Annotated in this window: 15 protein-coding genes and 1 tRNA gene; 7 read left to right on the top strand and 9 right to left on the bottom strand. The window is 63.7% G+C overall.

Going from position 1 to position 13,330, the window contains the following annotated elements; all coding sequences use genetic code 11:
• The first annotated feature begins 25 nt into the window (after positions 1 to 25).
• Positions 26 to 949: a 2-dehydropantoate 2-reductase gene (panE, locus tag ABIA90_RS07280; RefSeq protein WP_166104984.1), complete on the top strand. Its 924-nt coding sequence runs from the start codon at positions 26 to 28 to the stop codon at positions 947 to 949.
• A 209-nt stretch (positions 950 to 1,158) separates the two neighbouring features.
• Here panE and ABIA90_RS07275 read toward each other — a convergent pair whose 3' ends face one another.
• From ABIA90_RS07275 to ABIA90_RS07260, 4 genes are all read right to left on the bottom strand, one after another.
• Positions 1,159 to 1,752 carry a c-type cytochrome gene (locus tag ABIA90_RS07275; RefSeq protein WP_354118405.1) on the bottom strand — a complete coding sequence of 198 codons (594 nt, stop codon included), beginning with the start codon at positions 1,750 to 1,752 and terminating at the stop codon, positions 1,159 to 1,161.
• A gap of 202 nt (positions 1,753 to 1,954) precedes the next feature.
• Positions 1,955 to 3,229, bottom strand: coding sequence for a PQQ-dependent sugar dehydrogenase (locus ABIA90_RS07270; RefSeq protein WP_354118404.1), 1,275 nt, complete (start codon positions 3,227 to 3,229; stop codon positions 1,955 to 1,957).
• 380 nt (positions 3,230 to 3,609) lie between these two features.
• Positions 3,610 to 4,596, bottom strand: coding sequence for an NAD-dependent epimerase/dehydratase family protein (locus tag ABIA90_RS07265; RefSeq protein ID WP_354118403.1), 987 nt, complete (start codon positions 4,594 to 4,596; stop codon positions 3,610 to 3,612).
• Between the two features lie 76 nt (positions 4,597 to 4,672).
• Positions 4,673 to 4,747, bottom strand: a tRNA-Gly gene (locus tag ABIA90_RS07260).
• A gap of 274 nt (positions 4,748 to 5,021) precedes the next feature.
• Between ABIA90_RS07260 and trxA the strand changes: the two genes are divergently transcribed.
• Positions 5,022 to 5,945: a thioredoxin gene (gene trxA, locus ABIA90_RS07255; protein ID WP_063980302.1), complete on the top strand. Its 924-nt coding sequence runs from the start codon at positions 5,022 to 5,024 to the stop codon at positions 5,943 to 5,945.
• Between the two features lie 104 nt (positions 5,946 to 6,049).
• A complete protein-coding gene (locus ABIA90_RS07250) occupies positions 6,050 to 6,727 on the top strand; it encodes an LON peptidase substrate-binding domain-containing protein (RefSeq protein ID WP_135213945.1) in 678 nt (225 codons plus the stop codon).
• Positions 6,728 to 6,895: 168 nt separating this feature from the next.
• Here ABIA90_RS07250 and ABIA90_RS07245 read toward each other — a convergent pair whose 3' ends face one another.
• The 3 genes from ABIA90_RS07245 to ABIA90_RS07235 all read right to left on the bottom strand — a co-directional run bounded on the left by ABIA90_RS07245 (position 6,896) and on the right by ABIA90_RS07235 (position 8,379).
• A complete protein-coding gene (locus ABIA90_RS07245; protein WP_354118402.1) occupies positions 6,896 to 7,489 on the bottom strand; it encodes a cytochrome b/b6 domain-containing protein in 594 nt (197 codons plus the stop codon).
• A 44-nt stretch (positions 7,490 to 7,533) separates the two neighbouring features.
• Positions 7,534 to 7,812, bottom strand: a complete 279-nt coding sequence (locus ABIA90_RS07240) for a PepSY domain-containing protein (RefSeq protein ID WP_028150199.1) — start codon at positions 7,810 to 7,812, stop codon at positions 7,534 to 7,536.
• Positions 7,813 to 8,028: 216 nt separating this feature from the next.
• A complete protein-coding gene (locus tag ABIA90_RS07235) occupies positions 8,029 to 8,379 on the bottom strand; it encodes a hypothetical protein (protein ID WP_071908737.1) in 351 nt (116 codons plus the stop codon).
• Positions 8,380 to 8,486: 107 nt separating this feature from the next.
• Between ABIA90_RS07235 and ABIA90_RS07230 the strand changes: the two genes are divergently transcribed.
• Positions 8,487 to 9,017 (top strand): TetR/AcrR family transcriptional regulator, encoded by a 531-nt coding sequence (locus ABIA90_RS07230; RefSeq protein WP_354118401.1) that lies wholly within the window; start codon positions 8,487 to 8,489, stop codon positions 9,015 to 9,017.
• Positions 9,018 to 9,139: 122 nt separating this feature from the next.
• The gene (locus ABIA90_RS07225) at positions 9,140 to 9,337 is read left to right on the top strand and encodes a Trm112 family protein (protein ID WP_011083431.1); all 198 of its coding nucleotides are present in this window, start codon (positions 9,140 to 9,142) and stop codon (positions 9,335 to 9,337) included.
• 112 nt (positions 9,338 to 9,449) lie between these two features.
• Here the strand turns inward: ABIA90_RS07225 and ABIA90_RS07220 are convergent, their stop codons facing one another.
• Positions 9,450 to 10,670, bottom strand: coding sequence for a ubiquinone biosynthesis hydroxylase (locus tag ABIA90_RS07220; RefSeq protein ID WP_354118400.1), 1,221 nt, complete (start codon positions 10,668 to 10,670; stop codon positions 9,450 to 9,452).
• 216 nt (positions 10,671 to 10,886) lie between these two features.
• On the opposite strand from ABIA90_RS07220, the gene tesB reads away from it, so the two are divergent.
• Positions 10,887 to 11,750, top strand: a complete 864-nt coding sequence (gene tesB, locus ABIA90_RS07215; RefSeq protein ID WP_354118860.1) for an acyl-CoA thioesterase II — start codon at positions 10,887 to 10,889, stop codon at positions 11,748 to 11,750.
• A gap of 37 nt (positions 11,751 to 11,787) precedes the next feature.
• Here the strand turns inward: tesB and ABIA90_RS07210 are convergent, their stop codons facing one another.
• The gene (locus tag ABIA90_RS07210) at positions 11,788 to 12,684 is read right to left on the bottom strand and encodes a DUF4339 domain-containing protein (RefSeq protein ID WP_354118399.1); all 897 of its coding nucleotides are present in this window, start codon (positions 12,682 to 12,684) and stop codon (positions 11,788 to 11,790) included.
• A gap of 239 nt (positions 12,685 to 12,923) precedes the next feature.
• Between ABIA90_RS07210 and ABIA90_RS07205 the strand changes: the two genes are divergently transcribed.
• Entirely contained in the window at positions 12,924 to 13,262 is a 339-nt protein-coding gene (locus tag ABIA90_RS07205; protein ID WP_008142802.1) for a P-II family nitrogen regulator, read from the top strand.
• The last annotated feature ends 68 nt before the right edge of the window (positions 13,263 to 13,330 follow it).

Genomic DNA, 13,330 nt, shown 5'->3' with positions numbered 1-13,330 from the left:
CAATAGCAACAATAAGGACAATCCCATGCGTATCCTCGTGGTCGGTGCCGGCGCCATCGGCGGCTATTTTGGTGGCAGGCTGTTACAGGCCGGCCGCGACGTCACCTTCCTGGTCCGGCCGCGCCGCGCCAGCGAGCTCGCGAGCGCGGGCCTCGTCATCAAGAGCCCGAACGGCGACGTGACTTTGAAGAATCCGCCGACCGTTCAGGCCGACGCGCTCAAGGAAAAGTTCGACGTCGTGCTCCTGAGCTGCAAGGCGTTCGACCTCGACGACGCCATCAAGTCGTTCGCGGCGGCGGTCGGACCTGATACAGCGATCATCCCCATGCTCAACGGCATGAAGCATCTCGACACGCTCGACGAAAAGTTCGGCAAGGAGCGCGTGCTCGGCGGCCTCTGCGCCATCGCGGCGACCCTGAACGAGAAGCGCGAAGTGGTGCAGCTCCAGCCGATGCAGTCGCTCAGTTACGGCGAGCGCGACGGCAAGCTCTCGGACCGGGTCAAGGCGATCGACGAGGCCTTCAAGAGCGGTATCAATGGCGCCGCCGCCAGCCAGAACATCATGCAGGACATGTGGGAGAAGTGGGTGTTCCTGTCTTCGCTCGCCGCAAGCACCAGCCTGATGCGCACCTCCGTCGGCAACATCCTCGCGGCCCCCGGCGGCCGAGACTTTTTGCTCGGCATGCTGGACGAGACCAGCGCGATCGCCACCGCGTCGGGCTACACGCCGGGCGGCCCGTTCTTCGAGCGCGTGAAGGGCAACCTCACCACCGAGGGATCGCCGATGACGGCATCCATGTTCCGCGACATCAAGGCGGGCCTGCCGGTCGAGGCCGATCACGTCATTGGCGACCTCATCGCGCGCGCCGACGCCGCCAAGGTGCCGGTGCCGAAGCTGCGCATCGCGTATACGCATCTGAAGGCGTATGAGAGGCAGCGGGCGGGGTAGCTCCAAACTTCGCTGTCGTCCCGGGGCGCGCAGAGCGCGAGCCCGGGACCCATAACCACAGGGAGTGGTTATGACGCGAGCTGGTCACCACGAGTCTTCGCCAAACTTGATCCTGTGGCTATGGGTCCTCAGATGCGCAATTGCGCATCGTAGCTCGCGACTTCGTCGCGCCCCGGGACGACAGCGGCGTTTGCCGCAACGACTCCGCGTTACTTGAAATACGCGAGATAGTGCGAGACGGCGGTGATTTCCTCATCGCTCATGTGATAGGCGACATCGGCCATCGCAGCGCCGCCGCCGCCGACGCGCTGGCTGCTCTTGTAGTCGTGCAGCGCCTTGACCAGGTATTCCTCGCGTTGGCCCGCGAGCCGCGCAACCGCCTTGGTTCCGGCGAAGCTATCCGTATGGCATGAGGCGCAGCGGCGGCCGACGGCAACTTGCGCGCCTTTTTTCGACAGGTCCGGATCCGCGTCTTCCGCGGCCTTCGGCGGCGTCATCTGCGCGAAATAGGCGCCGAAATTGCGGATGTCCTCGTTGGTGATCTCCTCGGCGATCGGCTGCATCTGGTCGTTCTTGCGCGAGCCGGCGCGGAAGAACACGAGCTGCCACTGGATGAATTGATCGGGCTGGCCAGCCAGCGAGGGGATGTTCCCCGTCTGCGAAATGCCGTTCTCGCCGTGACAGCCGGAGCAGACGGCGGCCTTCTCCTGGATCGCGGCATTATCGGCGGCCTGAGCGCGGACGAATGCAAGTGCTGCGAGCGATAGCGTCACAGACAGAATTCCAAACCGAACGGCTCGCATGGCTGATTTCTCCGACTGTCATTGCCGGGCTTGACCCGCCTGCTTGGCGTAGGCCCGGCAATCCATCCCGTTTGCAAAGAGGTTTCTCGTTTGATGGATGCCCGGATCAAGTCCGGGCATGACGAACGCGTTCCGCTGCAAGCCTGCCACAAAAAAAAGAGGCTGCGACCGTCATCCGGTCGCAGCCTCGTGTCGTCTTACGCTACTTCTTGCTGTAGCTGATGCGATAGATCGCGCCGGCCCAGTCGTCGGCGACGAGGATCGAACCGTCCTTGGCGAGGATGATGTCGTTGGGACGGCCGAGATAGCCCTGGTCACCCTCGATCCAACCGGAGGCGAACACCTCCTTCTTGGCGTTCTTGCCGTCGGGGCCGACGATCACGCGCGTGATATTGCCGCCCTGGTACTTGTGACGATTCCAGGAGCCATGCTCGGCGATCAGGATGTTATTCTTGTACTCGGCGGGGAATTGATCGCCGGTATAGAACTTCATACCGAGCGGAGCGACATGCGCGCCGAGGTTCAGCACGGGCGGCGTGAACTCGGAGCACTTGTGACCCATCGCGAACTTCGTATCCAGCAGGTCGCCCTGGTGGCAGTAGGGATAGCCGAAATGCTCGCCGATCTTCGAGATCATGTTCAGCTTGTCTGAGGGAAGATCGTCGCTGATCCAGTCGCGCGCGTTCTCGGTGAACCAGTATTTTCCGGTGCGCGGATCGACGTCGCCGCCGACCGAGTTGCGAACGCCGAGCGCATAGATTTCGGCGTTGCCGGTCTTGGGATCGACGCGCCGGATCTGCGAGACACTGGTCGGGGGCACGCCGACGTTGAAGGGCGGTCCGAACGGCAGGTAGAACCAGCCTTCCTTGTCGACCGCGATGTACTTCCAGCCATGCGCGGCATAGGAGGGCATGTCGTCATAGACGACCTTGCCGTCGCCGAGCTTGTCGAGATTGGCTTCGGCGTTGTCGTAACGGATCAGCTTGTCGACCGCGATGACGTAGAGCGCGCCATCCTTGAAGGCGAGACCGGTGGGCATGTTCAGCCCCTTCAGGATGGTCTTGACCTCTTTCTTTCCGTTGTTATCCTTGATGGCATAGACGTTGCCGAGGCCGAACGAGCCGACGAACAGCGTGCCCTTGTCACCCCAGGCCATCTGTCGCGCGGCGAGAACGCCGGGCGCATAGACTTCGATCTTGAAGCCGGCCGGGAGCTTGATCTTCTTCATCATCGCGGCGAGCTCGGCCTCCGACGCGCCGGTCGGCGGCCCCGATGGCGGCGCGAGGCCCTTCTGCGCCTCGGTCTCGTCGCCGAGGAACCAGTCATCCGGTGGATGGGTCCAGAATTCCTTGGTGCCGGATTCGTACTTCTTGAGCGGTTTGCTCTTGTCCTGCGCATGACCGGCGCTTGTCCCCGCAAGAAGGGCAACCGCTGCAAGCGCCAGGACGGATTGAAAGACGGATCGATGGAATTTCATCGCGTCACTCCCCTAAGGCAGCCGTCAGGGCTGCACGTTATTTTGTTTTGCTAGTCGAGAGGCGAAGTTCGGACTCTGTCAGGACGACAGACGCAAAAAGGTTAGCACATCTGCGGACGGTGAGAAGCGCGTCGGGAGCACTGCAGTCAGACTCAATAGAAATTGAGACTGAATGCCACGAAGATTTGCTCGGCGACGATCACGGTCTCGCTGCAACGCGGAATCAAAAAATGGCGCGTGACTGATTTGCAGGCAGCAGGGGGGCGGTCGCACAAAATTGCGAAAACAACCCCATGCACAGTAGAACGGCTCAGCCCGGTCTGCTCCCGGTGATGCCGGGCAGACATTTGATGCGTCGAGCAAAACGGCAAAGACGGCGATTACGAGGCGACGGGATAGGGTCCGTCGTCGAATACCGTGTCGTGATAGCCTTTCGACCCGATCTCGCGCGCCAGCGTGCTGCGAAAATCGCGGCCATCGCGCAGGCTGCTCAGGACATGCGCGAAGTCGAATTCGGGCCGCCAGCCTAGTTCGTGCCGCGCACGGTCGTTGACATAGACGCGGTCGATCTCGGGGAATAGCCGCCATCCGCGCGCCGCATAGAGCGGCGCGCAATCCGTGTAGAGCTCGCGCACGACATCGGCCGCGTCGCGCGCGAGCGCCGCGAGATGACGGGGCTCGAACGGGCTCGTGGCGGAGATGATGTAACGGGCAAAACCGATCTTCGGCGCACGCTCGACGGCGAGCAGATGGGCGCTCACCGCATCCGCTATATCCAGCCGTCTATAGAGCAGCTCATTGGCCTGTGCGTTGTCCAGCGGGTAAGCCGAGCGCATCGCCGGATCGTCATCGTCCTCAGGGAAGAAGCGCGAGGTCCTCAAGATCACGACGGGCAGGCCGCGCTCGCGAAAGAACAGCTCGCACAGCGTCTCGGCCATCAGCTTCGTCGTGCCGTAGATGTTCTTCGGCACCGGCGCCAGATCCTCGGTGACCCACACTGCAGCCTGTCCGGCCCCGGGTCGAAGCTGCGAACCGAATGCGCTGGTGGTGCTGGTGAAGACGAAGCTGCGCACGCCGGCGGCTACGGCCGCCTCGAGCAGATTGAGCGTGCCGGTGACGTTGGTGTCGACAAAATCCTGCTTGCCGTGGGTCGCCACATGCGGCTTGTGCAGCGTCGCGGAGTGGATCACGGCGGTGACGCCCTCCATCTGGCGCCGCACGAAGTCGGAATCGACGATCGAGCCGACGGCATCGGTGAAGGGCGATGGCTTCAGATCGATCCCACGCGCGGGGAAACTGCGTCCCCGGAGCATACGGAGAACGGCCTCCCCAAGGTGGCCCGCGCTGCCCGTGACCAGTATTGTCATTTGAGACCCAATACAGCCGCCAGCGGCGTGGAAAACCACGGCCCGACCCGGTTTGGCTGGATGCTTTGGGAAAAATTGGAGCGGGCGAAGGGGCTCGAACCCTCGACCCCGACCTTGGCAAGGTCGTGCTCTACCACTGAGCTACACCCGCATCCTGTGTCGGTCGCATGACGCGCCGGCAACGGCTGTCGTATGCCAAAAGCGGACGGCGAATGCAACAGCTACCGGCAGCATAGATTCGCAATTGAAGGGCCATATGGACCCCGAACGCGGCCAAATCGCCCGAAAACGTCCCGGAACCGGCGAATCGGCCCTGATGGATTGAAATTCGGCCCATTCGGCCCAATCTAGGAGCCGACAACGAAGCATATGATTTGGCGACGTGCTAAAGAGCCGCCATTCCAGACATCAGACGAGGGGATCCCGTGACGATCATCGACCAGGGTAACGGAGCGGCGGGCGCGGCCGCGGCCGATCTGATCAAGGACACCACCACCCAGACCTTCGTGAAGGACGTCATCGAGGAATCGAAGCGCCAGCCGGTTCTGATCGACTTCTGGGCGGAGTGGTGCGGCCCCTGCAAGCAGCTCACGCCCGTGCTGGAAAAGGCGGTCAAGGCGGCCAAGGGCAAGGTCAAGCTGGTCAAGATGAACATCGACCAGCATCCGGCGATCCCGGGCCAGATGGGCATCCAGTCGATCCCTGCCGTGATCGCCTTCGTCAACGGCCAGCCGGCCGACGGCTTCATGGGCGCAGTGCCGGAGAGCCAGGTCAACGCCTTCATTGAAAAGGTGACCAAGGGCGTGACGGCGCCGGGCGAGCCCAATATCGCCGAGATCCTGCAAGAGGCCGAGGCGGTGCTCGCCGAGGGGGACGCCGCCGCCGCCGCGCAGATCTATGCCGAGGTGCTGCAGCACGATTCGACCAACATCGCGGCCCTTGCCGGACTCGCGAAATGCTACGCCGTCTCCGGCGCGATGGAGCAGGCCAAGCAGACGCTGGCGATGGTGCCGGAATCGAAGCGCAACGACCCCGCCGTGAAAGCCGTGCAGACCGCGATCGATCTCGCCGAGCAGGCGGAGCAGCTGGGGCCGGTGGCCGAGCTGGAACAGAAAGTCGCCGCAAACCCGCTCGATCATCAGGCTCGCTTCGACCTTGCGACCGCGCTGAATGCGCAAGGCAACCGGGCGGCAGCCACCGAGCAGTTGCTGGCGATCATCAAGCGCGACCGCAAGTGGAACGACGACGGCGCCCGCAAGCAGCTCGTGCAATTCTTCGAGGCCTGGGGTGGCACGGATGATGCTACCGTCGAGGGACGAAAGCGCTTGTCGACGATCCTGTTTTCGTAAGGGTTATTGTTGGAGCATGATCTTGTCGGAAAACCGCTTCACACTTTGCGCTAACGCGGCCCTCCGGGTCCGGATCATGCTCTAGCGAGTCTAGCGGGGTCCAGATGCCGATCAACATCGAATATCGCGGCCCCGCCGACCTGCCGGAGATCATTCCGGTATTTCCGCTGCCGGGCGCGCTTTTGCTGCCGCGCGGCCAGATGCCGCTCAACATCTTCGAGCCGCGTTACCTTTCGATGGTCGACGATTCCTTGCGCGACGGCCATCGCCTGATCGGCATGATCCAGCCCGATGTCGCGCACTCGCCGAAGAATTCCGACAGGCCGGCGCTGTTCCGCGTCGGCTGCGTCGGCCGCATCACCCAGCTCGCCGAATCCGGCGACGGCCGCTACCTCCTCGAGCTCACCGGCGTCTCGCGCTTCAAGGTGGTCAAGGAGCTCGAAGTGCTGACCGCCTACCGCCAGTGCAAGGTGGACTTCTTCACCTTCGTCGACGACTTCACCGCGCGCATGGGCGAGGACGAGGTCGATCGCGAGGCGCTGCTGACCGTGCTGGCGGATTTCCTGAAGGCCAACAATCTCAAGGTCGACTGGGAAGGCGTCGAGAGCGCGCCCAACGAAGCGCTCGTCAACGCGCTGGCGATGATGTCGCCCTATGGCCCTGCGGAAAAGCAGGCCATGCTGGAGGCGCCGGATTTGAAGACCCGCGCCGAAATCCTGATCGCGGTGACCGAGATGGATCTCGCCAAGAAGCGCACCAGCGGCGATCCGCCGTTGCAGTGAGGCGCGCGCTGCCGCGTCACGCTCCGTCATGCCCGGGCATAGCCGTCCGAAGGACGGCGTCGCTTCGCTCGCCGATGACCCGGGCATCCACGTCTGAAAGGCACAAAAGAACGTGGATGGCCGGGACAAGCCCGGCCATGACGAGGAGAGAGCGCCGCCTCAGAAACCCTATTGATGATGGCGGATGCGCTTGCGTCCGGTGAACATCGCGCGGATCAGGTTCTCGCGCTGGAGAAGCCCCATCAGCACGACGCCCAGCACGTGTACCACGGCCAGCACGATGACGGCGTCGGATGCTATCGCGTGGGTGTCCTCGACCCACCACAGGCCGAAGAAGGTGACGGTCACCGACATCGCCCCCGTGATGGCCGAGACGGCGATCGCCAGCAGCAGCGCCACCAGCATCAAGGTGCCGGCTGGATTGAGGCCGATATAGCGGCCGGTCATGCCGCGGCGTAGATTCCAGAGATAGTGTGGCGCGGCCCGAAGCCGGACGCCGATCATGCGGAAGCGCGAATAGCGGCTTCCCCAAAAACCCCAGACCAGGCGGAAGGCGAGAAGCCCGAGCACCGTATAGCCGACGATGCGGTGAAGGGTATCGTAGACGGTGGGCGTGAACCACGCGGCCAAGATGCTGACCGCGAGGGCCCAGTGCCAGAGGCGTAGCGGGAGGTCCCAGACTGCGACCGTCCGCGAAGCCGTTCGATCCGCGGGGGTCCCGTCGGACGCCCCGCGCGTTTCTGGCACCGCTTCGTCGATCAAGCCGTGACTATCCTCAAGCCTTGCTCAAGCCCTTGCTTGAAACCTTACTTGGCAACCGTCTTCTTCAGGCTAAGATCTTCCGGGCTGTAGAACAGCTCGTAGAGCTTGCCTTCCTTGACGCCGTAGACCTCATAGCACGAGCCTTCGATCTTGGAGCGCCGCACTTCGTAACCCAGCGCCTTGGCCTTGGCTTCGGCTTCGGCGGCCGGCTTCCACGACGCCTTGTCGAGCTTGGTGCAATCCTTGAACCCGTCGGCCATGGCCGCCGAGCTCATACCCATGCCGACCGTCAGTGCAATTGCAACAACACGAATGACCTTCACGAACGTCTCCTCCTCTGTCGTGTGCGCGCGTGGCGCGAAGCGGGAGCGAGGGAAGCAAAGGCGATGATGAAGTCAATCCGGTTTGGACGCGGATGGCTTTAGAGTTATTCTAACGATCCGGAAAAGATCAGTTGGCTCCGTAGGCAGCAGGCATTTGAGCGGCCGCTGCGGCCTTACGCCTCACGGTTTGACGGCCGGCATTCTGGGCGCGGCACCTCAATAGCCGGCAACCGCCATCGCAACGACGGCACTGAGCGCCATCCAGCCGAAATGCCGGCCGCGCGTGGCCCACGCGTTGGCGACAGCCGAGAAACCGAACACACAGACCATGGTGACGACGATCCAGCGGCGCGCCAGCTCCGAGTCCATCCAGGGCGCCGCGATCAGGAGCACACCACCACCGATCCAGGCGACGGTCGAGGCCTGCCAGACCAGGCGAATCAGGGTGCGGAGCCGTTCCGGCTCGATGCGGGCGCGGGCAAAGACCTTGGTCTCGCCGAGAACGCCATGGATGAGGGCTACGGCAATGGCCACGACGCCGGAGCACTGGAGCAAGAGATCACGCATCGGCACAGCTCCTTGAAGCTTCGTCCGTACAGTTGTGTATGGTGAGATAGGCGCTGGCCCGCCGCCTGTCAATACACTAGTGTATGGCCAATTTTCCGGAACCGGTCATGACCGAACAACTCTCCGCCGACGACTGGATCAAGCAGGGCCTGAAGGCGCTGGCCAGGAACGGCTTCACGGCCCTGAAAGCCGATCCGCTCGCAAGGGCCATGGGCGTCTCGCGCGGCAGCTTCTATTGGCACTTCGCCGATCTCGGCGCGTTCCACGCCGCTGTCCTGAAGCGCTGGCGCGAGATCGCGGCCGAACAGATCATCGCCGACGTCGAGGCCGCCGGCGACGAGCCGCTGAAGGCGCTGCTGCGGAGATCCTTTGGCGCCCGGCTCGACCTGGAGCGCGCCGTGCGCAGCTGGGCGGCGTTCGATGCGGCCGCGCAAGGCGCGGTCCGCGCGATCGACCGCCGCAGGATCGACTATATCGAGACGCTGCTCGCGATGCGGGGGCTTGAGCCGGCGAAGGCGCAGGCGCGCGCGCAGATCCTGTACTGGACATTCCTGGGCTTTGCCTTGTCGGGCACGCCGGTGCCGGCGGCACGGCTGCAGGGCCTGCTCGACGAGATCATGCGGATGGTCTCTGCCTAGATTCTTGTTTTGACGCGTTTTCTTTATGCGAACCGGTACCCACTTCGCTCGAAAACGCTCTGTTGGCGCAATGGGCGACCGCGATTTTCTGTGCTAGAGGCAAGCGATCTTCGGAGACCCCAATGAACGCTCCCACCGAACGCCCCGAAACCAGCGTCGATCCCAAATTGCTGGAGATCCTGGTCTGCCCGCTGACCAAGGGTCCGCTGGAGTTCGATTCCGCAAAGCAGGAGCTGATCTCGCGCAGCGCCAAGCTCGCCTACCCGATCCGCGACGGCATCCCGATCATGCTGCCGGAAGAGGCGCGCAAGATCGATTGAGGTTCTTGTAGCCCGGATGGAGCGCAGCGAAATCCGGGACTTCGCGCTGACGATACGGCGGCCCCGGATTGCGCTGCGCTCCATCCGGGCTACGAAGACACAGCGCGAACTCCTACAACGCCTCGCCCTTCAGCAACCGCGGGATCTCACCGGTCAAACCGGCGGCCTGGCGGATGAAGAGGTTCTTCAGCGGCGGGGCGCGGTCGACGAGGCCGAGGCCGATGTCGCGCACCGTGCGCAGCAGCGTCGACTGGTTGGAGAACAGGAAGTTCAGCGAGTTGGTGGCAAGGCCCATCGCCATGGTGTCGAAGCGGCGCCAGCGCTGGTAACGTTCGAGCACGTCGGCACCGCCGAGATCCATGCCGAGCCGCGCGGCATCGACCACGACTTCGGCCAGTGCTGCGACATCCTTCAGCCCCATGTTGAGGCCCTGGCCCGCGATCGGGTGGATGACATGCGCGGAATCGCCGACCAGCGCGAGACGCTCGGCGATGAAGGAACGCGCCACGAAATAGGACAGCGGGAACGCGCGCGGCTTGTCGAGCGCCTTGACCTCGCCGAGATGCAGGCCGAACCGGCGCTCGAGCTCGCCGTGGAACTCCTCGTCGCTCAACTCGATGATGCGCGCGGCCTCGCTGCGGCGCTCGGTCCACACCAGCGAGGATCGTTTTCCGGAGAGCGGCAGAATCGCGAAGGGACCCGCCGGCAGGAAGTGCTCCTCGGCGCGGCCGTCGTGATCGCGCTCATGGCCGACGGTGACGACGATGCCGGACTGATCGTACTCCCAGCCATGGGTGACGATACCGGCGCGCTCACGCAGTTTCGACCGCGCGCCATCGGCGGCGACCAGCAGGCTTGCCGCAATCACGCTGCCGTCGCCAAGCGTCACGTCGACGCCTTCCGGGCGCGCGTCATAGGACGCGACCGTCGTGGCGCGGAGATCGATGCCCTCGGCTTCGGCCCGCACCACCAGCGCGTCGATCAAACGGCGGTTCTCGACCATATGCGCAAACGGCTCGCCGGGCGCGACATCGCCGGCAAAGTTCAGAAAAACCGGACGGGTGGCGTCTTCCAGCTTTGAATCGGTGACGACCATGTCGAGGATCGGCTGCGCCTCGCCCCTGACGGCGTCCCAGGCGCCGATGGCCTCGAACAGGCGGCGGCAGGCGGCCACGATCGCGGTCGCGCGCGGGTCGCGGCTCGGACGGGTCGCGAGCGCGGGGTCGGCGACGATGACGGGAATCTCGGGCCCGAGCCCCTGGCGCAACGCCAGGGCCAGCGCGAGGCCGGCAAACGCGCCGCCACCAATGACAATGCTACCCTGTACCGGCATACCAAATTCCTGGCTCACACTTCGGCTTTTCCAGGCCTTGCTAGCAGACTTGAGGTGGGCGAAACAGTGCGGTGAAACAAGGGCGGAACTGCCTCATTCCGTCATTCCGGAGCGCGCACAGGCGCGAACCCGGAATCCAGAGGTTATCGGCTCGTCATTCCGGGGTCATCGCTGTCGCGATGCCCGGGAATGACGAGATCCTTCGAAAGCACCATCATGTCCAAAGGCCTGATCGACCTGATCTCGATTCTCGACCTCGAACAGCTCGAGGTGAATCTGTTCCGCGGCAACAGCCCGAAGACGAGCTGGCAGCGGGTGTTCGGCGGCCAGGTGATCGGGCAGGCGATGGTTGCGGCCTGCCGCACGGTCGAGGGCCGGCTGCCGCATTCGCTGCATTGCTATTTCATCCTGCCGGGCGATCCGCAGATCCCGATCATCTACCAGGTCGAGCGCCTGCGCGACGGCAAGAGCTATTCGACCCGCCGCGTCACCGCGATCCAGCACGGCAACGCGATCTTCTCGATCATGGTGTCGTTCCACACCGATGAGGAGAGCGCGTTCGATCATCAGGACAAGATGCCCGACGTGCCGCCACCGGAGAAGCTGACGGCGGAGGAGGTGGCGAAGCAGCCGATGTTCAAGGAGATGCCGGAGTTCATCCGCCGCTATTACGAGTCCGATCGTCCGATCGAGCTGCGCCCGGTCGAGCTCGGCCGTTATTTCGGCGAGAAGATCGAGGACGGCCGCATTCACGTCTGGATCAGGACCGCGGCGAAGTTGCCCGACGATCCGGCGCTGCACATGTGCGCGCTAGCCTATGCCTCGGACTTTTCGCTGCTCGACGCGATCATGGCGCGCTACGGCCGCACGCTGTTCGACAAGCGCATGATGCCCGCGAGCCTCGACCACGCGATGTGGTTTCACCGCCCGTTCCGCGCCGACGAATGGCTGCTCTACGCGCAGGATTCGCCGAACGCGCGAGGCGGCCGCGGCTTGACCCGCGGCTCGATCTTCAAGCCCGACGGCACGCTGGTGGCCTCCGTCGCGCAGGAAGGTTCTGTGCGCGAGCGCAAGTCCTAGAGCCCAGGCGCGAGTTCGTCGCGCCTGGGATTTGCGATCAAGCTCCGAGCGACCCGCGCGGAGCGAGCTCGGTCTGCGACGCGAACCAGTTCATGATCCAGCGATACACCCACGGGATCGGGATGATGAGGCTGGACAGGATCGCGGCGACGATGCCGCGCCAGAGAATGCCGAGACCGCTGCCCTTGAACACGATCTCACGGCGCGTGCCTTCGATGCTGCGGCAGAACCAGCGCATCTGCGCCGCGGCGACCCAGGCCCAGCCGATGATCGTGATGATCGAGATCGCGAACAACAGATTCCAGCCGATATAGGCCCAAGCTGAGCCGGAGAAGCTGAGCCCGAGCGGCTGCCCGTTGGAGGCGAGGTTCGCGACCATCCATTTGATCAGCAGCCAGTAGAGCACGATCTGCGCGATGAACAGCAGATTGCTGAGCAGCGCACTGCCGATGACGCCGATCGCGATCGCCAGAACGATGAAGCCGAAGAACCAGGGCACCAGCGTCATCGCATTGCCGGTGAAGCTGAGATTGGGCCGGCCGGGCACCTTCACGCAGGACACGATCCATTTCGTGTACCAGACGAACACCCATGGCACCGGAATGATGAGGCACATGCCGATCAGCATCACGATGCTGCGCCAGGTGAACTCGAGGATGCCGAAATCGACAGCCAGCGCTCCTCCGCTGCCGCTGCCGGCACCAGCGTAACCACCGGAGCCTATCATCGGCGGACCGCCGGCCGGCATCATCGGGGGCGCACCGCCGCCGCCGATCAGGCCGGGGATTTCGGCGGCCTTCTGCCAGCCGGCCATGCCCTCGGACCACACCAGCGTATCCGGGCGCACAACTCCCTGCGCGACCAGGTCGCGGAATTGCCCTTCCGGATAGGGCCCCTGTTGCTTGCCCTCGGATGCGTAGAACCAACTCGCCATGAAGCGTCCCCCTCAAACATACTTTTGTACCGGCCGGGACGCTTCGGTTCACCGCATCCATGCCAAAAACGCATTGTGAAGGATGAACGGATGCCCTGTACAGAGGCGGCGGTTCACATGGCCAAACGTTTTTCCGCTTCAGTCTGCAAGTTTTTTATGCCATTTGCCCGGAAAGATGCCAGATTGACGCTGCGCCGGGGACATACGGCGTGGCGCATCCCCGGGGAATAGGCCTGACCATGAAACTCGTCGTCGCGATCATCAAACCCTTCAAGCTCGATGAAGTCCGCCAGGCGCTAACCGCGATCGGCGTCCACGGCATGACCGTGACCGAGGTGAAAGGCTACGGCCGCCAGAAGGGTCATACCGAGATCTATCGCGGCGCGGAATATGTCGTGAACTTCCTGCCGAAGCTGCGGATCGAGATCGCGGTCGCCTCCGACGTCGCCGACAAGGCGGTCGCCGTGATCACCGCGACGGCGCGCACCGGACAGATCGGCGACGGCAAGATCTTCGTCACGCCGATCGACCACGCGCTGCGCATCCGCACCGGCGAAACCGACAGCGACGCGCTTTAAGGCTTTTTGTTTTGACGCGTTTTCTTCACGCGAACCGGTATCCACTTCGCTCGAAAACGCTTTGATCC

It is taken from the genome of Bradyrhizobium sp. LA6.8, from assembly GCF_040547935.1.
Lineage (GTDB): Bacteria > Pseudomonadota > Alphaproteobacteria > Rhizobiales > Xanthobacteraceae > Bradyrhizobium > Bradyrhizobium barranii.
Note: the sequence above shows the minus strand (reverse complement) of the source record. Positions and strands in the feature narration are given on the sequence as shown.